General features: G+C 64.7%; 14 protein-coding genes. 8 read left to right on the forward strand and 6 right to left on the reverse strand.

Annotated features, from left to right (window positions below; translation table 11 throughout):
- Positions 1-18: 18 nt before the first annotated feature.
- Genes I7X43_RS14575 through I7X43_RS16515 form a run of 3 tightly spaced genes read left to right on the forward strand, consistent with a single transcriptional unit; the run spans position 19 to position 9304 of the window.
- Positions 19-1608, forward strand: coding sequence for a ShlB/FhaC/HecB family hemolysin secretion/activation protein (locus I7X43_RS14575; protein WP_198101683.1), 1590 nt, complete (start codon positions 19-21; stop codon positions 1606-1608).
- Positions 1609-1620: 12 nt separating this feature from the next.
- Positions 1621-7083, forward strand: coding sequence for a YDG domain-containing protein (locus I7X43_RS14580; protein ID WP_198101684.1), 5463 nt, complete (start codon positions 1621-1623; stop codon positions 7081-7083).
- Between the two features lie 4 nt (positions 7084-7087).
- Positions 7088-9304, forward strand: a complete 2217-nt coding sequence (locus I7X43_RS16515; RefSeq protein ID WP_198101685.1) for a YDG domain-containing protein — start codon at positions 7088-7090, stop codon at positions 9302-9304.
- 17 nt (positions 9305-9321) lie between these two features.
- Here the strand turns inward: I7X43_RS16515 and I7X43_RS14590 are convergent, their stop codons facing one another.
- The 4 genes from I7X43_RS14590 to smpB form a co-directional block, all read right to left on the reverse strand.
- Positions 9322-10218 (reverse strand): hypothetical protein, encoded by an 897-nt coding sequence (locus tag I7X43_RS14590; RefSeq protein ID WP_198101686.1) that lies wholly within the window; start codon positions 10216-10218, stop codon positions 9322-9324.
- Between the two features lies 1 nt (position 10219).
- Positions 10220-10801, reverse strand: a complete 582-nt coding sequence (locus I7X43_RS14595) for an OmpA family protein (RefSeq protein WP_198101687.1) — start codon at positions 10799-10801, stop codon at positions 10220-10222.
- Positions 10802-10861: 60 nt separating this feature from the next.
- Positions 10862-12760 (reverse strand): serine/threonine-protein kinase, encoded by a 1899-nt coding sequence (locus I7X43_RS14600; RefSeq protein ID WP_198101688.1) that lies wholly within the window; start codon positions 12758-12760, stop codon positions 10862-10864.
- 78 nt (positions 12761-12838) lie between these two features.
- Positions 12839-13300 carry an SsrA-binding protein SmpB gene (gene smpB / locus I7X43_RS14605; RefSeq protein ID WP_198101689.1) on the reverse strand — a complete coding sequence of 154 codons (462 nt, stop codon included), beginning with the start codon at positions 13298-13300 and terminating at the stop codon, positions 12839-12841.
- Positions 13301-13349: 49 nt separating this feature from the next.
- On the opposite strand from smpB, the gene I7X43_RS14610 reads away from it, so the two are divergent.
- Both I7X43_RS14610 and I7X43_RS14615 read left to right on the forward strand, forming a co-directional pair.
- Complete coding sequence (locus tag I7X43_RS14610; RefSeq protein ID WP_198101690.1) at positions 13350-13811, forward strand: type II toxin-antitoxin system RatA family toxin; 462 nt, start codon at positions 13350-13352, stop codon at positions 13809-13811.
- Complete coding sequence (locus I7X43_RS14615; RefSeq protein WP_198101691.1) at positions 13798-14109, forward strand: RnfH family protein; 312 nt, start codon at positions 13798-13800, stop codon at positions 14107-14109. Before I7X43_RS14610 ends, I7X43_RS14615 begins: the two co-directional genes overlap by 14 nt.
- A 24-nt stretch (positions 14110-14133) precedes the next feature.
- Here I7X43_RS14615 and I7X43_RS14620 read toward each other — a convergent pair whose 3' ends face one another.
- On the reverse strand, positions 14134-14430 hold the full coding sequence (locus I7X43_RS14620) for a late competence development ComFB family protein (RefSeq protein ID WP_198101692.1): 297 nt from the start codon (positions 14428-14430) through the stop codon (positions 14134-14136).
- Between the two features lie 50 nt (positions 14431-14480).
- Positions 14481-15578 carry a quinolinate synthase NadA gene (gene nadA / locus I7X43_RS14625; protein ID WP_198101693.1) on the reverse strand — a complete coding sequence of 366 codons (1098 nt, stop codon included), beginning with the start codon at positions 15576-15578 and terminating at the stop codon, positions 14481-14483.
- On the opposite strand from nadA, the gene I7X43_RS14630 reads away from it, so the two are divergent.
- The 3 genes from I7X43_RS14630 to I7X43_RS14640 are packed head-to-tail and all read left to right on the forward strand — an operon-like array spanning position 15537 to position 17379.
- Positions 15537-15866 carry a hypothetical protein gene (locus I7X43_RS14630; protein WP_375140398.1) on the forward strand — a complete coding sequence of 110 codons (330 nt, stop codon included), beginning with the start codon at positions 15537-15539 and terminating at the stop codon, positions 15864-15866. The two genes, nadA and I7X43_RS14630, sit on opposite strands and share 42 nt — an antisense overlap.
- Positions 15863-16429 (forward strand): tRNA adenosine(34) deaminase TadA, encoded by a 567-nt coding sequence (gene tadA / locus I7X43_RS14635; protein WP_198101695.1) that lies wholly within the window; start codon positions 15863-15865, stop codon positions 16427-16429. Before I7X43_RS14630 ends, tadA begins: the two co-directional genes overlap by 4 nt.
- Positions 16426-17379, forward strand: a complete 954-nt coding sequence (locus I7X43_RS14640; protein ID WP_198101696.1) for an LD-carboxypeptidase — start codon at positions 16426-16428, stop codon at positions 17377-17379. The genes tadA and I7X43_RS14640 overlap by 4 nt, the downstream gene beginning before the upstream one ends.
- The last annotated feature ends 115 nt before the right edge of the window (positions 17380-17494 follow it).

Consider the following 17494-nt stretch of genomic DNA (forward strand, 5'->3'; position numbering starts at 1 on the left):
TCGAACGAAAGCAAAACAATGCGTAAGTGCACATGGGCGCCCTGGGGCTGGGCCCTGATTGGCGTGATGGCGGCCAGTCAGGTGGCGGCGCAGTCCGCGCCGGTGGTGAAGGGTTTCAAGATCAACGGCAACAGCCTGTTGGAGCCGGCGGTGATCGAGGCGGTTCTGGTCGCACACAAAGGGGAGCGCACCAACCAGCAATTGCGGGTGGCGGCGCAGGCCGTGCAAGCGGCGTACCGCGAGGCGGGGTATGGCGCTGTGTTGGTGAGCGTGTTCGCCCCGGGGAGCGACGGCATTGCCGAGGTGCGGGTGCTGGAGGGCAAGGTGGGGCGTGTTGTGGCCGTGGGTGCCGAGCAATTCAGTGCCGACTCGGTTCGCCAAGCGCTCCCGGCCTTGGCAGAGGGGCAAACCCCGCGCGTTGTGGAGATCGATCGCCAGGTGGAGCTCGCCAACCAGAACCCGGCGCGCAAGCTGGCGGTGACCCTTGAGCCGGGCCAGCGTATCGGCTCGGTGGATGCCCAGATCGGGGTGACCGAGTCCCCCGTGCTGCAAGGGCAGGCGGCGCTGGACAACACGGGCAGTGAGCAAAGTGGTCGGACTCGCGTGAGTGCTGGCCTGCGCCACGCGAACGTGGCGGGTTGGGGCCACCAATTCACGGGCATGCTTCAGACCTCGGTGGAGCGGCCCAGTCGGGTGGCCATCGTGTCCGGCAATTACGTCCTGCCCTTGCCAAGCCCCGCGCAGCGACTGGACTTCTACGCCATGCGCTCGAACGTGGACGGGGGCAACACCGCCACCGCGGCCGGGGCGCTGACCTTCAACGGACGAGGCCATGTGCTGGGGGCGCAGTGGACGCAGTTGCTGTTGCGCCGGGGGGATTGGGGCCACCGCCTGCGCGCGGGGCTTGAAACCCGCGAGTACCGGAATCGTTGCGCCATTGAAGGTTTACCGGAGGGGGCTTGCGGGCCGGCCGGGGAGTCGGTCACCGTCCACCCGCTTTCAGTGGAATACAGCGCCCAAGGGGGGCGCGACCCGGCTTGGGAGGGGCACATCAGTGCGGTGCAAAACTTGGGGCTAGGCGGGCGTTTTGGCAGTGCGGCCCACTTTGACGCGGTGCGTGCGGGCGCGGTCAAGTCCTATCGCGTGCTGCGGTTGGGGGGGCAGGTGCAGTGGCGGTTGCCGGCGCAGTGGCAACTCAGTGCTCGGGCATTGGGCCAGTGGAGTCCGCATGCCTTGATTTCTGGCGAGCAGTTTGGCCCTGCGGGCGCCAACTCGGTGCGGGGCTATCGGGAGCGGGAGGTGCTGGGGGACAACGGTTGGCTCGCCAGTGCGGAGCTGCGCAGCCCGGTCTGGACCTGGTCGACGCTGGGCGACACGCAGCTGCAGGCGGTGGTCTTCACCGACTGGGGACAGGCCAAGAACCACGGGGACCTGGAGTGCCGCGCGGGGCAGACCACGTGCAATGTGGGCTCCGTGGGTCTGGGGCTGCGGGCCAGCCGCGGGCGGTGGCGCTTGATTGCCGATGTGGCCCATGCGCTGCGATCGGGTACCCAGACCGAATCGGGCAGCAATCGAATTCACGTGGCGGCCAGCTACGGCTTGGAATAAAGGGAAGTTGATATGAAGTCCAACGCACAACGCCTTTGCCGTCCCGGCTTCTTGCTGCGCCCGCTGGCGCAGGCCTTGGTGGCCAGCGCGGTCATCAGTTTGCCCGTGTCGCAGGCCCAAACCCTGCCCTCGGGACTGAAGGTGGTTCAGGGGTCGGCCGTGGTGAGTCAGCAGGGCTCCAGCATGACCGTCACCAACACCCCCAACGCCATCTTGAACTGGGATCGGTTCTCGATCAGTGCAGGGGCCAAAGTTCACTTCCAGCAGCAAAGCGCTTCGAGCAAAGTTTTGAATCGTGTGGTGGGCCGGGACCCCTCCTACATCCTGGGCGACCTGACCAGCAATGGCCAGGTGTGGTTGCAAAACCCCAGTGGCATCTTGTTCGGTGCCAATGCGCGGGTGGATGTGGCTGGGCTGGTGGCCACCACCCTGTCGGTGGCGGATGCCGACTTCACCGCGGGGCGTCTGCGTTTGGGCGGCGACAACACCTTGGCGGCGGGCGGCATCGTGAACCAGGGCCTGCTGCACAGTGCCCATGGTGGACAGGTGGCGTTGGTGGCCACGGAAGTCCGCAACGAAGGCCACATCCAGACCCCGGGGGGGCAGGCGGTGCTCGCCGCGGGGCGTCAGGTGGAACTGTTTGATAGCAGCACCCCCAACATCCGGATTCGCGTGCCGCTGGCCGCAGGCGAGGTGTTCAACAGCGGGCTGATTGAGGCGGGCGAGGGGCGCATCGACATTGCCGCGGCAGCCGTTCGCCAGCTCGGGGAACTGAAAGCCGATGGCGCCCAGGGCGGCACCGTGACGGTGGACGCTGCGGGCGGCACCTTGCTTCAGGAAGGCCGCATCTCGGCGCAGGGCACTGAAGGGTTGGGCGGTCAGGTTCGGTTACTCGGCAAAGAAGTTGGCCTTCTCGGGACCTCGGTCGTGGACGCCAGTGGCGCCACGGGGGGCGGCGAGATCCTGGTTGGCGGTGGCCTGCAAGGGCAGGATGCACGGTGGACCAATGCGCGCGCAGTGTTTTTCGGGGCCGACGCCCAGCTGCGCGCCGACGCCACCCGGCTGGGCGATGGCGGTCGCGTCATCCTGTGGAGCGACAACGCGACACGCGCGTACGGGTCCCTCAGCGCTCAGGGCGGTGCCCAAGGGGGTAACGGAGGCTTCATCGAAACCTCAGGGGGCTGGTTGGATGCGCGACCGCGCGCCATCAACACGCTGGCCGTCAAGGGCCAGGCAGGGCAATGGCTGCTGGATCCGTTCAGCATTGAAATCGTGACCCGTACGGGCCCGGACATCAATGTGGTGGGTTCGGCGGGCCTGTTCTCACCCAGCAGCTCGCCTTCCCAAATCACCACCGACACCATTGCCAGCGCTCTGGTCGCTGGCCAGAACGTCACCATCACGACCGCGCCGGGAACGGGCGACGGGGATATTTTTTGGCGCGGTGCCAACCTCAGCGTCAACGCGCTCAACAGCGCCGTGACGCTGAACCTGATTGCCGATCGCAACGTGCAATTCGACACGGGCTCGTCCATCTCCAGCGACAGCACCTTGCATGTGAGTCTGCAGGCCGGGCGCGGGGGGCAAGGGGGCATTCAGCTCAATTCCCGTACGACCATCAACACGCAGGGGGACATCACCCTCGGTGGCTCGCTCTCAGGCGCGGCACCGGGCAGCGGCGACGGGTTCCCGTCGATTTGGATCGACAACGCCGACCTGACCTCGGGTGGGGCCTTGAAGATGAAGGGCCACAACGGTTTCGGCTCACATGGCGTGGATCTGCAGGGCGGCACTTATGAGGGGCAGAGCATCGAGATTCAGGGCAAGGCGCTCAGTGGCAAAGGCGTGTACGTACACGGCGCGACACTGAACGCCCGCACGGGTTTGACCCTGCGGGGCGAGGGGACCTTGTTTGGCGTGTATGCCGACAACTCGTTTTTCTCATTGAACGAGCCTGGCAGTTATGCCAGCACGGCCGCACTCACGATTGATGGCAAGGCCACCGGGGGCAGTGGCATGGGGGTTCAGCTGAGTTCCAGCGGGGGTACCAGCCTGGAGGCGACCCGGGTAGGCGAGGTCCGGATTCAAGGGTGGACTGATGCGACCAACCAACCGGCGATCCAAATCAACGGCACGGATGGTTCGTTCAATATCAACAACTTGAGCGTGGCGCGTCTACGCATCGAGGCCGACAGTGGCGGGATCGAGTTCAATCAAGTCAACATCGCGCATGACAACCAGGCACCGGACACCCGCAGTGTGGTGATTCGGGCCTCCGACGTCATTTGGAATTGGAGCCAACTCCTGGGCGGTGATGACATCCGGCTGATGGCGAACTCGCACCAGTTCCTGGGGTCTTCGACGCAGATCGGCGGGAACAGTCTGGTGGCGTTCGACGGGATCTTCAGCCTGATGTCGATCTCGGCTTCGTCTTCCGGGCCGACGGCGCAGGCTGCGGTCATGGGGTTCAACGGGGGCGGGGCGGAGCGCATTGACAACCAGGTCGGGTCGGGGCTTTTCGGTTCGGCGATTACCCAGTGGACACTGATTGGCGTGGACCCACGGGACAGCGCGGTCTACACTTCGGGCCAGCGCCAGTTCAATCCCAATGGCTTGACCCATGCCTACCGGCGCTACGGCGCGGGGACCTACTCGCCGGCCGCGGTGTCGGGTTTTGGCAATGGTTTTTGGTTCAGCCAATCCATGGATGCTGTGGTCAGTGGCTCCGTGGCCAACAAGGTCTACGACAGCACGACCGCCGCCAGTGCCAGTGGCGTCACCGTCACAGGGCTGAGTGGCGACACCCTGAGCTTTACGGGGTCCAGCGCGTCCTTCGTGAACAAGCAGGCTGGGGCGGCCCGTGCGGCCACGATTCAAATTTCGGGGCTAACCGCGGTCGACGCGGGTGGGCAACCGGTCTACGGCTACAACGTCGTTCCGGCCTCGGTGACCGCGACCATCACGCCAGCCTCCTTGAGCGTGGCGGGCTTGAGTGCCCTTAACAAGGTGTACGACGCGGGTGTGTCGGCTTCGCTGTCGGGCACGCCAACGGTGATTGCTCTGGGCAGTGACGTGGTCTCCGTGGCTTCGGGCTATTCCGGCCAGTTCAGCGACAAAAACGTGGGGACCAACAAGGCAGTTACCGTCAGCGGCCTCAGCCTCACGGGTACCGACGCAGGGAATTACACCCTCATTGCGCCCAGTGGCTTGCAAGCCAGCATCACCAAAGCGCCGTTGCTTGTGACCGGCTTGAGCGCTCAGAACCGCGTCTACGACACCACCGCCACGGCCCAGCTGGTGGGCACGGCGGCCGTCAGCCCCCTGGGATCGGATGTGGTGGGCTTGGTGGGCACAGCGGCCGGGGCCTTCTCCAACAAGAACGTGGGCTCATCAAAAACCGTCGCCATTTCCGGTTTGAGTTTGACCGGCGCCGACGCGGGCAACTATGCGCTGAGCGTGCCGAGTTTGACCGCCAGCATCACGCCAGCGCCGCTGCCCATCGGGGGCTTGACGGCGCAGAGCAAGGTGTACGACGCGTCAGCGAGTGCGACCCTCGTAGGCACACCGGTCGTCAGCCCCCTGGGATCGGATGCGGTGGGCTTGGTGGGCACAGCGGCCGGGGCCTTCTCCAACAAGAACGTGGGCTCATCAAAAACCGTCGCCATTTCGGGCTTGAGTTTGACCGGCGCCGACGCGGGCAACTACGCGCTGAGCGCGCCGAGTTTGACCGCCAGCATCACGCCAGCGCCGCTGCCCATCGGGGGCTTGACGGCGCAGAGCAAGGTGTACGACGCGTCCGTGAGTGCCCCCCTCGTGGGCACGCCGACCTTCACGACCTTGGGCAGCGACTCGGTCACGGTCAGTGGCCAGGCCGGCCAGTTCGCGGACAAGAACGTCGGGACGAACAAGCCGGTGACGGTGACCGGGCTGACTTTGGGGGGGGCTGATGCGGCCAACTACACGGCCATCGTGCCCACCAGCTTGCAGGCAAGCATCACGCCGGCTCCGCTGGTGGTCGGAGGGCTCATCGTTCAAAACAAAACCTACGACGCCACGCGGGTGGCGCAGTTGGTGGGTACGGCGACCGTCAGTCCCTTGGGTGCCGATACGGTGGCTGTGGTGACGGGCTATTCCGCACTCTTTGATGACAAGAACGTCGGCGTCAACAAGGCCGTGTCGGTTCAAGGGCTGAGTTTGACGGGTGCGGATGCGGCCAATTACACCGTCGTGGCGCCCACCCATCTGCAGGCCAGCGTCATGCCGGCCCCCTTAGTGGTCACGGGGTTGACCGGACAAAGCAAGGTCTATGACACAACACTCAGTGCGTCGGTTTCCGGAGCCGCGCAAGTCACGCCCTTGGGGTCCGACGATGTGGGACTGCTGGGCACCGTGTCGGCGCAATTCGCCACCCGCCAGGCGGGCACAAGCAAGCCGATTTCCCTTTCAGGGCTCAGTCTCACCGGACCCGATGCGGGGAACTACACCCTGACGATGCCGAGCCTGACGGGCAACATTTCACCGGCACCGCTGCTGGTGACGGGGCTTGTCGCCGCAGACAGGGTTTACAACAGCACTACGGTGGCCGGCGTGACGGGGTCCCCGGTCGTGGCCCCCTTGGGCAGTGACAGCGTGATCGTCACCGGCACCGCTACAGGAAACTTTGGCGACAAAAATGCCGGGGTTAGCAAGGGGGTGACGGTTTCGGGCCTGGGTCTCTCCGGCGTGGATGGCGGCAACTACACACTGGTTCTGCCCAGCCTGAGTGCCAGCATCACGCCCGCCCCACTGGTGATCACGGGGCTCGTTGCGCTCGACAAGGTGTACGACGCCACGACAGCCGCCCCGTTGAGCGGCACGCCGGGCTTCAGTCCCCTGGCCAATGACAACGTGACTTTGACGGGGGGGCTGACGGGTCAGTTTGCGGACAAGAACGTTGGAACGAACAAGAGCGTGACCCTGGTGGGCTTGAGTCTGTCGGGGCCGGATGCAGGGAACTATGTCCCAGTGGCTTCGGGGGCGCTCCAGGCCTCGATCACAACGGCCTCCTTGGTGGTGACGGGATTGGTGGCTCAGTCCAAGGTGTATGACGGCACGACGGGTGCGCAACTGAGCGGCAACGCCCAGGTCAACCCGCTGGGCAACGATGAGGTGAGTCTCTGTGGCTGCGCGGTGGCGCAGTTCAGCGACAAGAACGTGGGCACGGGCAAAGCGGTGACGGTCAGTGGCTTGAACCTGACAGGTGCGGACGCTGGGAACTACACGGTCCTCAGCCCGACGGGCTTGCAGGCCAACATCACACCCGCTGCACTCACGGTGACGGGTCTGACAGCGCAAGACAAGGTGTACGACGCCACGACGGTGGCGACGGTCACGGGCAGCGCGGCGGTCAGTCCGCTGGGCGGTGACACGGTCAGCGTTGTGGGCAGCGCCAGCGGGGTGTTAGGGCACGGCCAGTTTTACGGCGCTGGGCAGTGACAACGTGACCCTCACGGGCAGCCTGACCGGACAGTTCAGTGACAAGAACGTGGGGGTGAACAAGACGGTGACGCTGCAGGGGCTGGCCCTCGGTGGAAGCGACGCGGGCAACTACACAGCCATTGCGCCCACGAGCCTGACGGCGAGCATCACCCCCGCGCCGCTGAGCGTGACGGGTCTGACGGCGCAGAATAAGGTGTATGACGCCACGACGGTGGCGCAACTCACGGGCACGCCCAGCTTCACCGCGCTGGGCGCTGACATCGTGAACCTCACGGGCACGCCAACGGGCCAGTTCAGCGACAAGAACGTTGGCGTGGGCAAGCTCGTCACGGTCACCGGACTTTCCCTGTCCGGGGTCGATGCTGGGAACTACACCCCGATCGCACCGACCACCCTTCAGGCCACCATCACGCCGGCGCCGCTGGCTGTGGGTGGGCTGACGGTTCAGACCAAGGTGTACGACGCGTCGACGTCGGCGCCTTTGACGGGGCAGGCCACGGTGGCCCCGTTGGGTGGAGACACCGTCACTGTGGCGGGTACAGCGTTGGCACAGTTCGGCGATAAGAATGTGGGCAATGGCAAGTCCGTGACCTTGCAAGGTCTGAGCCTGCAGGGCAAGGAAGCCGGCAACTACCAAATGGTCCTGCCCACCCTGACCGGCACGATCTTGCCGGCGACGCTGGTTTATGTGGCTGAACCTGCCTCTCGCACGGTGGGGCAGGCCGCAGGCGCGTTCGCAGGGTTGGTTCAGGGTTGGGTGGCGGGAGAGACCCAAGCGACCGCCGCGGTGGGCACTGTGAAGTTCACCAGCCCTGCGGCGGCGTCGCCGGACAGCGTGCTCTCGGTGGCGGGCAGTTTTGCCATCACGGGATCGGGCCTGACAGCAGCGAACTACACCTTTAGCCAAGCCCCCGGCAATGCGCAAGCCCTCACCGTCACGGCGGTGGGCGGCCCCGCCGAGCCGCCCCTCATCGAAGCCCAACGTTTGCAGACGTCCACTTTGGTCTTGATTGGCGCGCCCAACCAGCACAGCAATGGAGGCGTTCTCGATTTGGGCGCATCGATCATGGCCCCCGCGCAAGTGGCGGCTCCAGGCTCGGGTTCGGTGAACACCGCCACCATGAGCAAGGAAAGCATTCAAGGATTGCTGACAGAGCGCGAGCGGGTGAAGCGCCAGGCATTGGGCGTGGCTCTGGAGCAACTCAGCCTGAACCCGGAGCTGGCGGACAACCGCCTGTGCACCAATCGGGAAGACGCCGAAAGCGGCAAGTGCCTGGTGACCGAAGCCTTGATCGCGGAGTTGGCGCAGGAGCGTGTCAATGACGCCCAGCCCACCGTGGGCGGCAAGGCTGCAGGGCTGCCGCCGCCTGCCAAACCCGCCCCCTCGGTCAGCCCTGCGGCCGCCACGGTGCGGCCGGCTTGGGTTGCGCCCACGCTGGGGCCCAAGCGTCCTGTGGTGAGCGCCAGCCTGCCGCAAATTCAACGCAAGATCGCCGTACTGATCGGGGTGAACGATTACGAAGACAAGTCAATTCCGCAGCTCGAAAACGCTGTCGGCGACGCCGAAGCGCTGGCGCGGCTGGCCGAGGGGCCGCTGGGCTATGAAACCTTGATGCTGCGCAACCCCACCAAGGCGCAGGTGGTGGCCACGCTCAACCGCCTGGCCATGGAGGCGAATCCGCAGGACCAAGTCCTCATTTATTACGCCGGGCATGGCGATGAGGCCGTGGCGCAGGAGTCGGGGGTCAAGAACGGCTATTGGCAGTTGGCGGACAGCTCGGCCAAGTCGCCCCAGTCCTGGTTGTCCAACAACGACATCGGTCGTTTGCTGAATTTGATCAAGGCAAGGCAAGTGGCGCTTCTGTCGGACAGCTGCTATTCCGGACGTCTGGTCGACGGTCCCCGCGTGCGTGCAACGCCGGGCCCCGTCAACCCCAATGAGGTGCTGAGTGACCGCACGGTGGTGGTCATGTCGTCAGGTGGCAACGCACCGGTGGCCGATGCCGGCGAAGGCGGGCATTCACCGTTTGCATTCCACCTCATGCAGACTTTGGGCAAGCTGCAGAACTGGAAGCCGGGGGCCAATGTTTTTGAGACGGTGCGCTTCCGCGTGGCCAACAAGTTCCCGCAGTCCCCACAGTACGGCTACAGCGGTGTTCATGCCATTGGGCGCGGCGGGGACTACCTGTTTGAACAGCGACAACTGAGCCCGCGCTGACCCAGCCTGTCCTTGACTCAGGGCCCCTGCCGAGCGAACTGCTCGCGCAGGGCCTTGAGTCGCTCGGGCGACAGCCCAAAACTGTGGGGCACAAAGGCACGCGGATCGCGCGTGTGAAACAGCAGGGCTTGGGCCTCATTGACGATCAATTCCGGTTGCCCGACGTCGTAACCGGCTTCGCTCAAACGGGATTGAATGGTCTGTCGTTCGGTCGGTGTGAGCGCTTGGTGCCAGAACGTGTGGCAGCGCTCACGGTACTGGGCGTCCAGAAAAAACCGCGCATGGCTCAGTTCGTGACGCAGCACGGACTCACGACGCAGCGCATCCACCGTTTCGTCATGCTGGGTACCCGGGTTGTCGCCTTGAAGGTCAGAGAAGCTGATGAGGGCGCGCACCCCTGGCGAGGACCCTACCGGCAGCCAACCCTGTGCGTGGAGCGTTTCCTGAATCCGGTGCTCCTCCGGATTCAGCGTGACATGCTGCTTGCGGGCGTGATCGAAAAACGCCTGAACGTCCTGCAATCGGTAATCGTGGCCACCATAAAACGTGGCGGCGTTGTCACCGGCGGTGTGGATCAGGGTGGCCAGCGCCAAGTCATCCAGCAATCGATCCCGGGGCGCCGCCCCCTTTTCTTTCCAGGCGGCGAGGCGGTTGAGTGCCGCGCCCTGCGACTCCAGACTGGGGAACTGCACGACCACCGCGTCGGGCCACTCGGACCATCGGGCCCAGGCCCAATGGCCTTGGGTGTGGCGTTCCAGCAGTTCTTCCGTGGTCAGCAGGGGCCAGGCGTCGCCGGTTGGGTGGGAAGCGGGGGGCGGGGAGGGTACGTGTCGCCAGAGCCAACCCGCAGCGGCCACACAGCCGCCCACCAACAGCAGACCGGCCACCCAGCGGGTGGCCGGCTTTTTCCGCATGTCAGTTCCCCTGAGCGGCTTCGCGGGTGCTGATGAAGGTCACGCGTCGGTTTTCCGGGGCGTCGACACGCTGCTTGTTCAACGGTTCGGCGGAACCCTTGCCCTCGGAATGCAAGCGCATTTCCAGGATGCCATGCTTGCCCACCAAATACTTCACCACGGCCTCCGCACGGGCCTTGGAAAGCAGGAAGTTCGCTGATTCATCTCCTCGTGCATCGGCGTGCCCGTGCACTTTGAAGGCTACCCCGGCCAGCGTGTCGCTCTGCATGGCTGCGGCCATCTTGTCGAGCAAACCCTCCGCCTCGGGCGACAGTTGCGAGGAGTTGGTCAAAAAGGTCACCAACAAATTGGCCTTGCCGGGGCCGTAGGGCTTGGCTTTGGCCTGACCCGGCGCGACGGGGCGGAAACCGCGCGACAGCCCCGTGGCCTCGGTGGGAGGGATGGCCAGTGCGTCGATTAAATCGTCCGTACTGACGTCTTTTGCTTTCAGGACTTTCTCAGGGGCCGGTGGCGTCTGGGCCGTGGCAGCAAACGACAGGGTGGCAGCGACGAGTACCAGGCACAGGGAGCGGAGCGATTTCATGGGATCCTCGTGAGATCGGTCATTCTGAAAGCCGCACCATAGCTTGGGTGAACAGGCTGCTCAAGGGGTGACGGCCAGCGGCAGACGAACGGCACCGAATTGGCCGCAAGCGGAATCCGAGGCCGGGCAGGTTTGAGAGGGGCGGCCCGCCAAAATGGGTTGGGCAAATGTCCATGCCCGCCGCGCTGTGGTGGCTTCTGCCCCGTTTCGAAGCAGGGCGACACCATTTTGCGGGGGCTCCACCAAGGCGTCCCAGGCGTGGGGCGCCCGGGTGAGGATGGCCAGCACCTCGTGAGGGCCGGGCGGGTCGGCCGCCTCGATGTCGGTGGCTCCGGGCGGAGGCAAGGTCACAACCTGACCCGCCTTGACCGCCAACGGCGATTGGTCAGCAAAGAGCTGCAAGGCCTGCCCGCTGGAGTCCCTCAGGAAGAGCGTGAGATAACCCGCCTGCGGCGCCCGAACCTTGAACCGAAATCGATCGTGCTTCCGAATGCTTAGTGCGGTTGGAGGATCCACAAAAACGGGCGTCAAGGTCGCGTCTTGCAAGCTGAGCAGAGACTGAACTTCCCGCTCCCATTCGAAAGTCACCGCGGCAGGGGCTGAGGCCACGGGGGGCGCCGTTTGGGTGCCGACGCGCGCGGTTGGATCGGCACTGGGGTTTGGGGCGGCTCCGCGCGGCAGCACTGCCCACACCAAGCCAGCGATCAGCACCACGCCGCCGGCCAACAACGCAAGCCCCACGGGGCTTCGACGGGTGCTAGGGGAGCTTGCGGGGGCGTCTTGCTTCTCCAGGGGGGGGGATCGACCGGCGGAGGGCACCTGCAAGGTCTGCATGATGCGATCACCGACGGGCTGCGACAGCACCTGCGTGGGCGCATCAGCCAACGAAGGGGCTGCCGTCCCAACTGGTTTCAGGAGTGCGGTGGGTTCCCACGCCGAGCCCACTGCGGTTTCGGCCCTCAAAGGGTTGGCCACCGGCAATTCCATGGTGGGCGCATAACTGGGCGCCTCCAAACCCAAATCGGCGCGGAATTCCGCCATCGACTGGGTTCGTTGCCGGGCATCCACCCGAAGGGCTTTGTCCAAAGCACCCAAAAACCTGGCGCTGTACTGACCCTGCAGCGCTTGCACCAGGGGTTGATAACTGTCCACCAGCACCCGACTCACCGAGGGAGGGGGCGTCTTGCCAATGAGCGCCCAATGAATGGTGGCTGCCAGGGCATAAACATCGGTCCACGGCCCCTGACCCAGCCCCGGTGCATCCCCGTATTGTTCGACCGGGGCAAAACCCGGTTTCAGGATGGCAGTCAGATCCTGGGTCACGTCGCCAATCACCTGGCGTGCGGCACCAAAGTCCAACAGCAAGGGCCGCCCGCTGTCCTTGAGCAACATGATGTTGTCGGGCGCGATGTCCCGGTGCAGCCAGTGGTTCTGGTGCACGCCTTGCATGGCCTCGGTCAACGGCGCCAGCAAACCGAGTAACCAGCTTTCGCTCGGCTTTTCGGCGCTCTGTTTGATGTGCTCACGCAGCGTCCTGCCCTCATAGAGCGGCATGGCCATGTAGGCCGTTCCATGGGCCTCCCAACGGCGCAGCACCCGCACCAGAGCAGGATGGTCAAACCGTGCCAGGGTCTGCGCTTCTTCAATGAAACGCTGCAGTCCGCTGTCGAAGGCCTCTTTGACCCGCTCTGAACGCGGAACCACCTCGGTGCCTTCTCGGTGCGCGACGGCACCCGGCATGTACTCCTTGATGGCTCGCACTTGGCCCAAGGAGTGGTCCCAGGCCCGATAAACAATGCCGAAGCCGCCTTCGCCCAGCTTGGCCTGAATTTCAAATTCGTCCAGGCGGAAGCCATTCGGTAGCGCTTGACTGGTGTCCGTGGGCCAAGCCGCTGGTGTGGGTGGCGCCGGCGCGGGGTCAGGGCGCGGCTGAAAAACGGTGCGATCGTCGTCGGTCACGGCGGTCGAAGTGGGTTAAGGCAACAGCCTCGATCTTCCGCGCAATGAGGCGCCAGGCGTCGCCCCAGAACCTAGGGTTTACTCCCGTGGGGACGAGATCTTGTGTCGCATCAGCTGACCCTTTTCTCGTTCCCAGTCGCGTTTTTTCTCGGTTTCGCGCTTGTCATGCAGCGCCTTGCCCTTGCCCAGGGCGAATTGGCACTTCACGCGGCCCGCCTTGTAGTGCAAGTCCAAGGGGACGAGGGTGTAGCCTTTTTGCTCGGTCTTCCCGATCAGTCGGCGGATTTCCTGCTTGGCCAGGAGCAATTTCTTGCTGCGCTGGGCTTCCGGTCGAACGTGCGTCGATGCCGAGCGCAGCGGGTTGATCTGACATCCGATCAAGAACAGCTCACCGTCGCGAACCACGACGTAGGCGCCGGTCAGCTGAACCTGACCCGCGCGGATGGCTTTGACTTCCCACCCTTCGAGCACCATCCCGGCCTCGTACTGCTCTTCGAGGTGATATTCAAAACGGGCGCGACGGTTTTCAATGATGCTCATGGGAAAAGAAAAACCCCGTGGGCGGGGTTCCTAGAATGGAGGGCATTCTATGAAGCCCGTAAAAAAATCCGTTTTGCTTTGGTACAGCCCGCGAGAGATGGTCGACTTGGTCATCGGCGTGGAGCGGTATCCGGAGTTTCTGCCCTGGTGTGAACGGGCTGAGGTGCTGGCCCAACACGAGGACGGGGTGACGGCCCGATTGGCGCTGGCGTTTGCGGGGGTGCGCTCCAGCTTTACCACCCGCAACACCCACGACGGGGACAGACGGGTACGGGTTCAATTGGTGGATGGGCCTTTCACCCATCTAGATGGTGACTGGCTGTTCAAGCCCCTGTCACGGCCGGGGGCACTGCCTGGCGAGGTGAACGCCTGCAAGATTGATTTTGAACTCCGCTATGCGTTTTCCAGCGGTGCCCTTGAAGCCGTTCTGAGCCCCGTTTTCGACAAGGTGGCGTCTACGTTTGTCGACCGGTTTGTGGAGCGAGCCGAGGCGGTTTATGGCAAGCGTTGAGCTGAATATTGAGCTGGCGTGGAGCCCAGAGCCGGGTCGGGTCCAGGTTCTGCCCCTGCGACTGCCGATCGGTGCAACCGTTGAACAGGCCCTGGCGCATCTGCCTTTGGGGGTGCCGCAGCAGACCGTGGGGATTTGGGGGCACAAGGCGGAACGCCACGATGGGCTGCGGGACGGCGACCGGGTGGAGGTGTATCGCCCCTTGACGGTCGACCCGATGGAGGCCCGTCGGCGGCGTCACGAGGTGCACGGGGGGCGGCGTATCGTTTCGCGCCATCGGCCGATGGGACGCGGTTGACAGCGTGCCGGGGCAGCTGTGACTTCAGCTGGTTTTGTTGCGCATCGCAACGCGAGCGCCCACAAAGTTAAAGGCGTAGGCCACGGCATCGATGATGCCTTGGTCAATCTCCAGGCGCTCGTGCTCTGTTAAATAAAAACTGAAGTCGACCGCGTGGCGGATGTAACGCGGCGGCAGCCTGTTCAGCGCCACGCAAGCCACATCCAGCAGCAAGTCCTGCGAGATGGCGACGTCCGGGTAGTCTGCCGCCGCATCCATCACGGCGGCAAAGACCTCTCGCTCGTGGTGGTTGTAGATCTGAGAAAAGTCTGGATTCGCCATGGTTCCTCCGCAATGGAGAACTTTATACCCGCCACAGCCAAGAAAGGGGATCAGGCCGCACCCATCCCCGAGGCCAGCGCTGCCTGGGCTTTGCGCGCCGCGGTGAAATCCAGCATCCGCGTGATGCAGCGTTCCGCCCGGATGCGCGTGTCCTCGTCCACGGCAACCGCTGGGGCGCCCTGTTTGAGGCACTCGATCAGGCTGCGCAAGCTGTTCATGGCCATCCACGGGCAATGCGCGCAGCTCTTGCAGGTGGCGCCATTGCCGGCTGTGGGGGCTTCAATCAAGGTTTTGCTCGGGGCCAGTTGCCGCATGCGGTGCAAGATCCCGTTGTCGGTGGCGACGATGTAGCGCTGGGCTTGCCCTTCGACCACGGCTTGAATCAGGGCCGAAGTGGAGCCCACCACATCGGCCTGATCCACCACGGCCCGCGGGCTCTCGGGGTGGACCAATACCGGGGCATCGGGGTACTGCTCCCGCAGCAACTGCAATTCCAGCCCTTTGAACTCGTTGTGAACGATGCAGTCGCCCTGCCACATCAGCAAGTCAGCGCCGGTTTGCTCCTGGATGTAGCGCCCCAAGTGACGATCTGGGGCCCACAGGATCTTTTCACCCCGGCTTTTCAAGTGGTTCACGATGTCCAGGGCGCAACTGCTGGTGACCATCCAATCGGCTCGTGCTTTCACCGCGGCACTGGTATTGGCGTAAACCACCACCGTCCGATCCGGGTGGGCATCACAAAACGCTGCAAATTCGGCCTCTGGACAGCCCAAATCCAGCGAACAGGTCGCTTCCAGCGTGGGCATCAGCACCGTCTTCTCGGGTGACAAGATCTTCGCGGTCTCCCCCATGAAGCGGACCCCGGCCACCACCAGCGTTTGCGCCGCATGGTTGCGGCCAAAGCGCGCCATCTCCAGCGAATCGGAGACGCAACCGCCCGTTTCCAGGGCCAAATCCTGCAAATGGCCGTCGACGTAGTAATGCGCGACCAGCACCGCCCCTTTGGCCTTCAGCAACTCGGCGGCTTCGGCCTTCAGGGTTTGGGCGAGTAGGGGGCTGACAGGTTCCGGCACTTGAGCCCAAGCTTGTGCGGTGCCGGCGTCTCCGTGGGCGTCTTGGCGGGTGTAATCAAAGGCGATGCGATCCATGGGCCCATTGTCTTGCAGCGGCACAATTCCCCCGCAAATCACAAACAAAAGGCGAAACCCATGCGTGCGGTTTTCAGTGTGCTGGGCCTGGTCCTGGTGGCGGCCATGGTGTTGAGCTTGGCCAAGAAGCAAATGCAAACGACGGTGACGTTGCCCAGCGACGCGGCGAGTGCGGCCGCCGGCGCCTCCGCCGTTCCGCTGCAGGCCCTGCCGGCCGCCGTGGAGCAGCAGGTTCAAGGGCAGCTGCAGCAGGCGGCTGACCGGGCCAGCGCTGCGGCGACGCCATGACCCGACCCCACGACGAATGGGCCATGCGCCTGGCCTTGGACCAAGCCCAGAACGCCTGGCTGGCTGGCGAGGTGCCGGTGGGGGCCGTCATCTTGTATCAGGGGCAGGTGCTGGCGACGGGCTACAACCGCCCCATCACCACCCACGACCCCACGGCGCACGCAGAAATCGTGGCACTGCGGCACGCCGCGGCGCTCAAGAGCAACTACCGGCTGCCCGATTGCGAGCTCTTCGTCACCCTTGAACCCTGCGCCATGTGTGCCATGGCGTTGATGCATGCGCGGTTTTCCCGCATCGTCTACGCCACACCGGACCCCAAGACCGGGGCTGCCGGATCGGTGGTCGACCTGTTTGCTCAGCCCCTGTTGAATCACCACACGCAGATCGAGGGTGGCGTGTTGGCCGACCCTGCCGCCCGCCTGCTGCGTGACTTTTTTGCAGAGCGGCGAGCGCAGGCGCGTGAGCGGCGAGCGCTGCGGTCTGGCCAGGCCGCCCCCATTCCTGTGGGTGAGGCCATTGAGCTTCACGATGGCCCCTTCGAACCTTCAAAAGAACACCCATGACCGCCTCCATTGCATCGCAAACTCTGTGTCTATTCAGTCCGTCGGGGGTGGTGACCGATCGCGCCGGCTTGCGCCGGGCGGAGAAGTACTTGTCTGGCCTTGGGTTCGAGGTGGAAGTTGATGCTGCAGCGACGGCACGCCGTCAGCGCTTCGCGGGTGACGATGCGGACCGACTGACCGCGTTGCATCGCGTGGCCGACAGCGGAGTGGAAGTTGCCCTGGCCACCCGCGGGGGCTATGGGCTGACCCGGCTGCTGGACGCGCTGGACTGGCCCAAGATCGCTGCTTCGGTGGCGCGGGGCACCCGCTGGGTGGGCATGAGCGACATCACGGCCCTGCAACTGGGGCTGCTTGCTCACGCCAAGGGGTGCGGTGTGACGTGGAACGGCCCCTTGGCTGTCGCGGACTTCGGTGTGGCGGCGGCCGATGGTGGGGTCGATGACATCACGGAAGCCTGTTTTGTGGAAGCCGTGCGCGGCGAATTGGAGGCGATTGGCTTTCGGGAGAGCGGAGCGCCCCGCGGAACTCAGCCGCATGAGGGCCTGGAGGCCGAAGGGCTGCTGTGGGGCGGCAACCTCTCCATGGTGCTCTCGCTGCTGGGCACGCCGCACTGGCCCAAGGTGAAGGGCGGCATCCTGTTCTTGGAAGAGGTGGCTGAGCACCCCTATCGGGTCGAACGCATGCTGCTGCAGCTGGCGCAGGCTGGCGTTTTGGACCAGCAAAAGGTCGTTTTGGTCGGGGATTGCGGGGGCTGGAAACCGGCTGCCCATGACGGCGGCTATCGACTGAAGGATGCCCTGGCGGCGGTGCAGGCGCGCACCAAGACGCCCATCTTGCAAGGCTTGCCGATTGGCCACGTGCCCCGCACCAAAGTCTGTCTGCCCGTGGGGGCCAAGGCGCAACTGGTGGTGCAAGGGCGGGACGTGTTGGTGGCCTGGGGCCACGTCTGATTGCCAGGATGTGCCACTCCCCGGGTTGCCCCGCCATTCGTCATGGGGAGGGGTGGGCGGGGGTGTTGCCCTGGCGCATCAATTACAGGGTAACCCTGACGGTTTCGCCGGGTTT

Source organism: Inhella gelatinilytica (genome assembly GCF_016093295.1).
GTDB classification, from domain to species: Bacteria; Pseudomonadota; Gammaproteobacteria; order Burkholderiales; family Burkholderiaceae_C; genus Inhella; species Inhella gelatinilytica.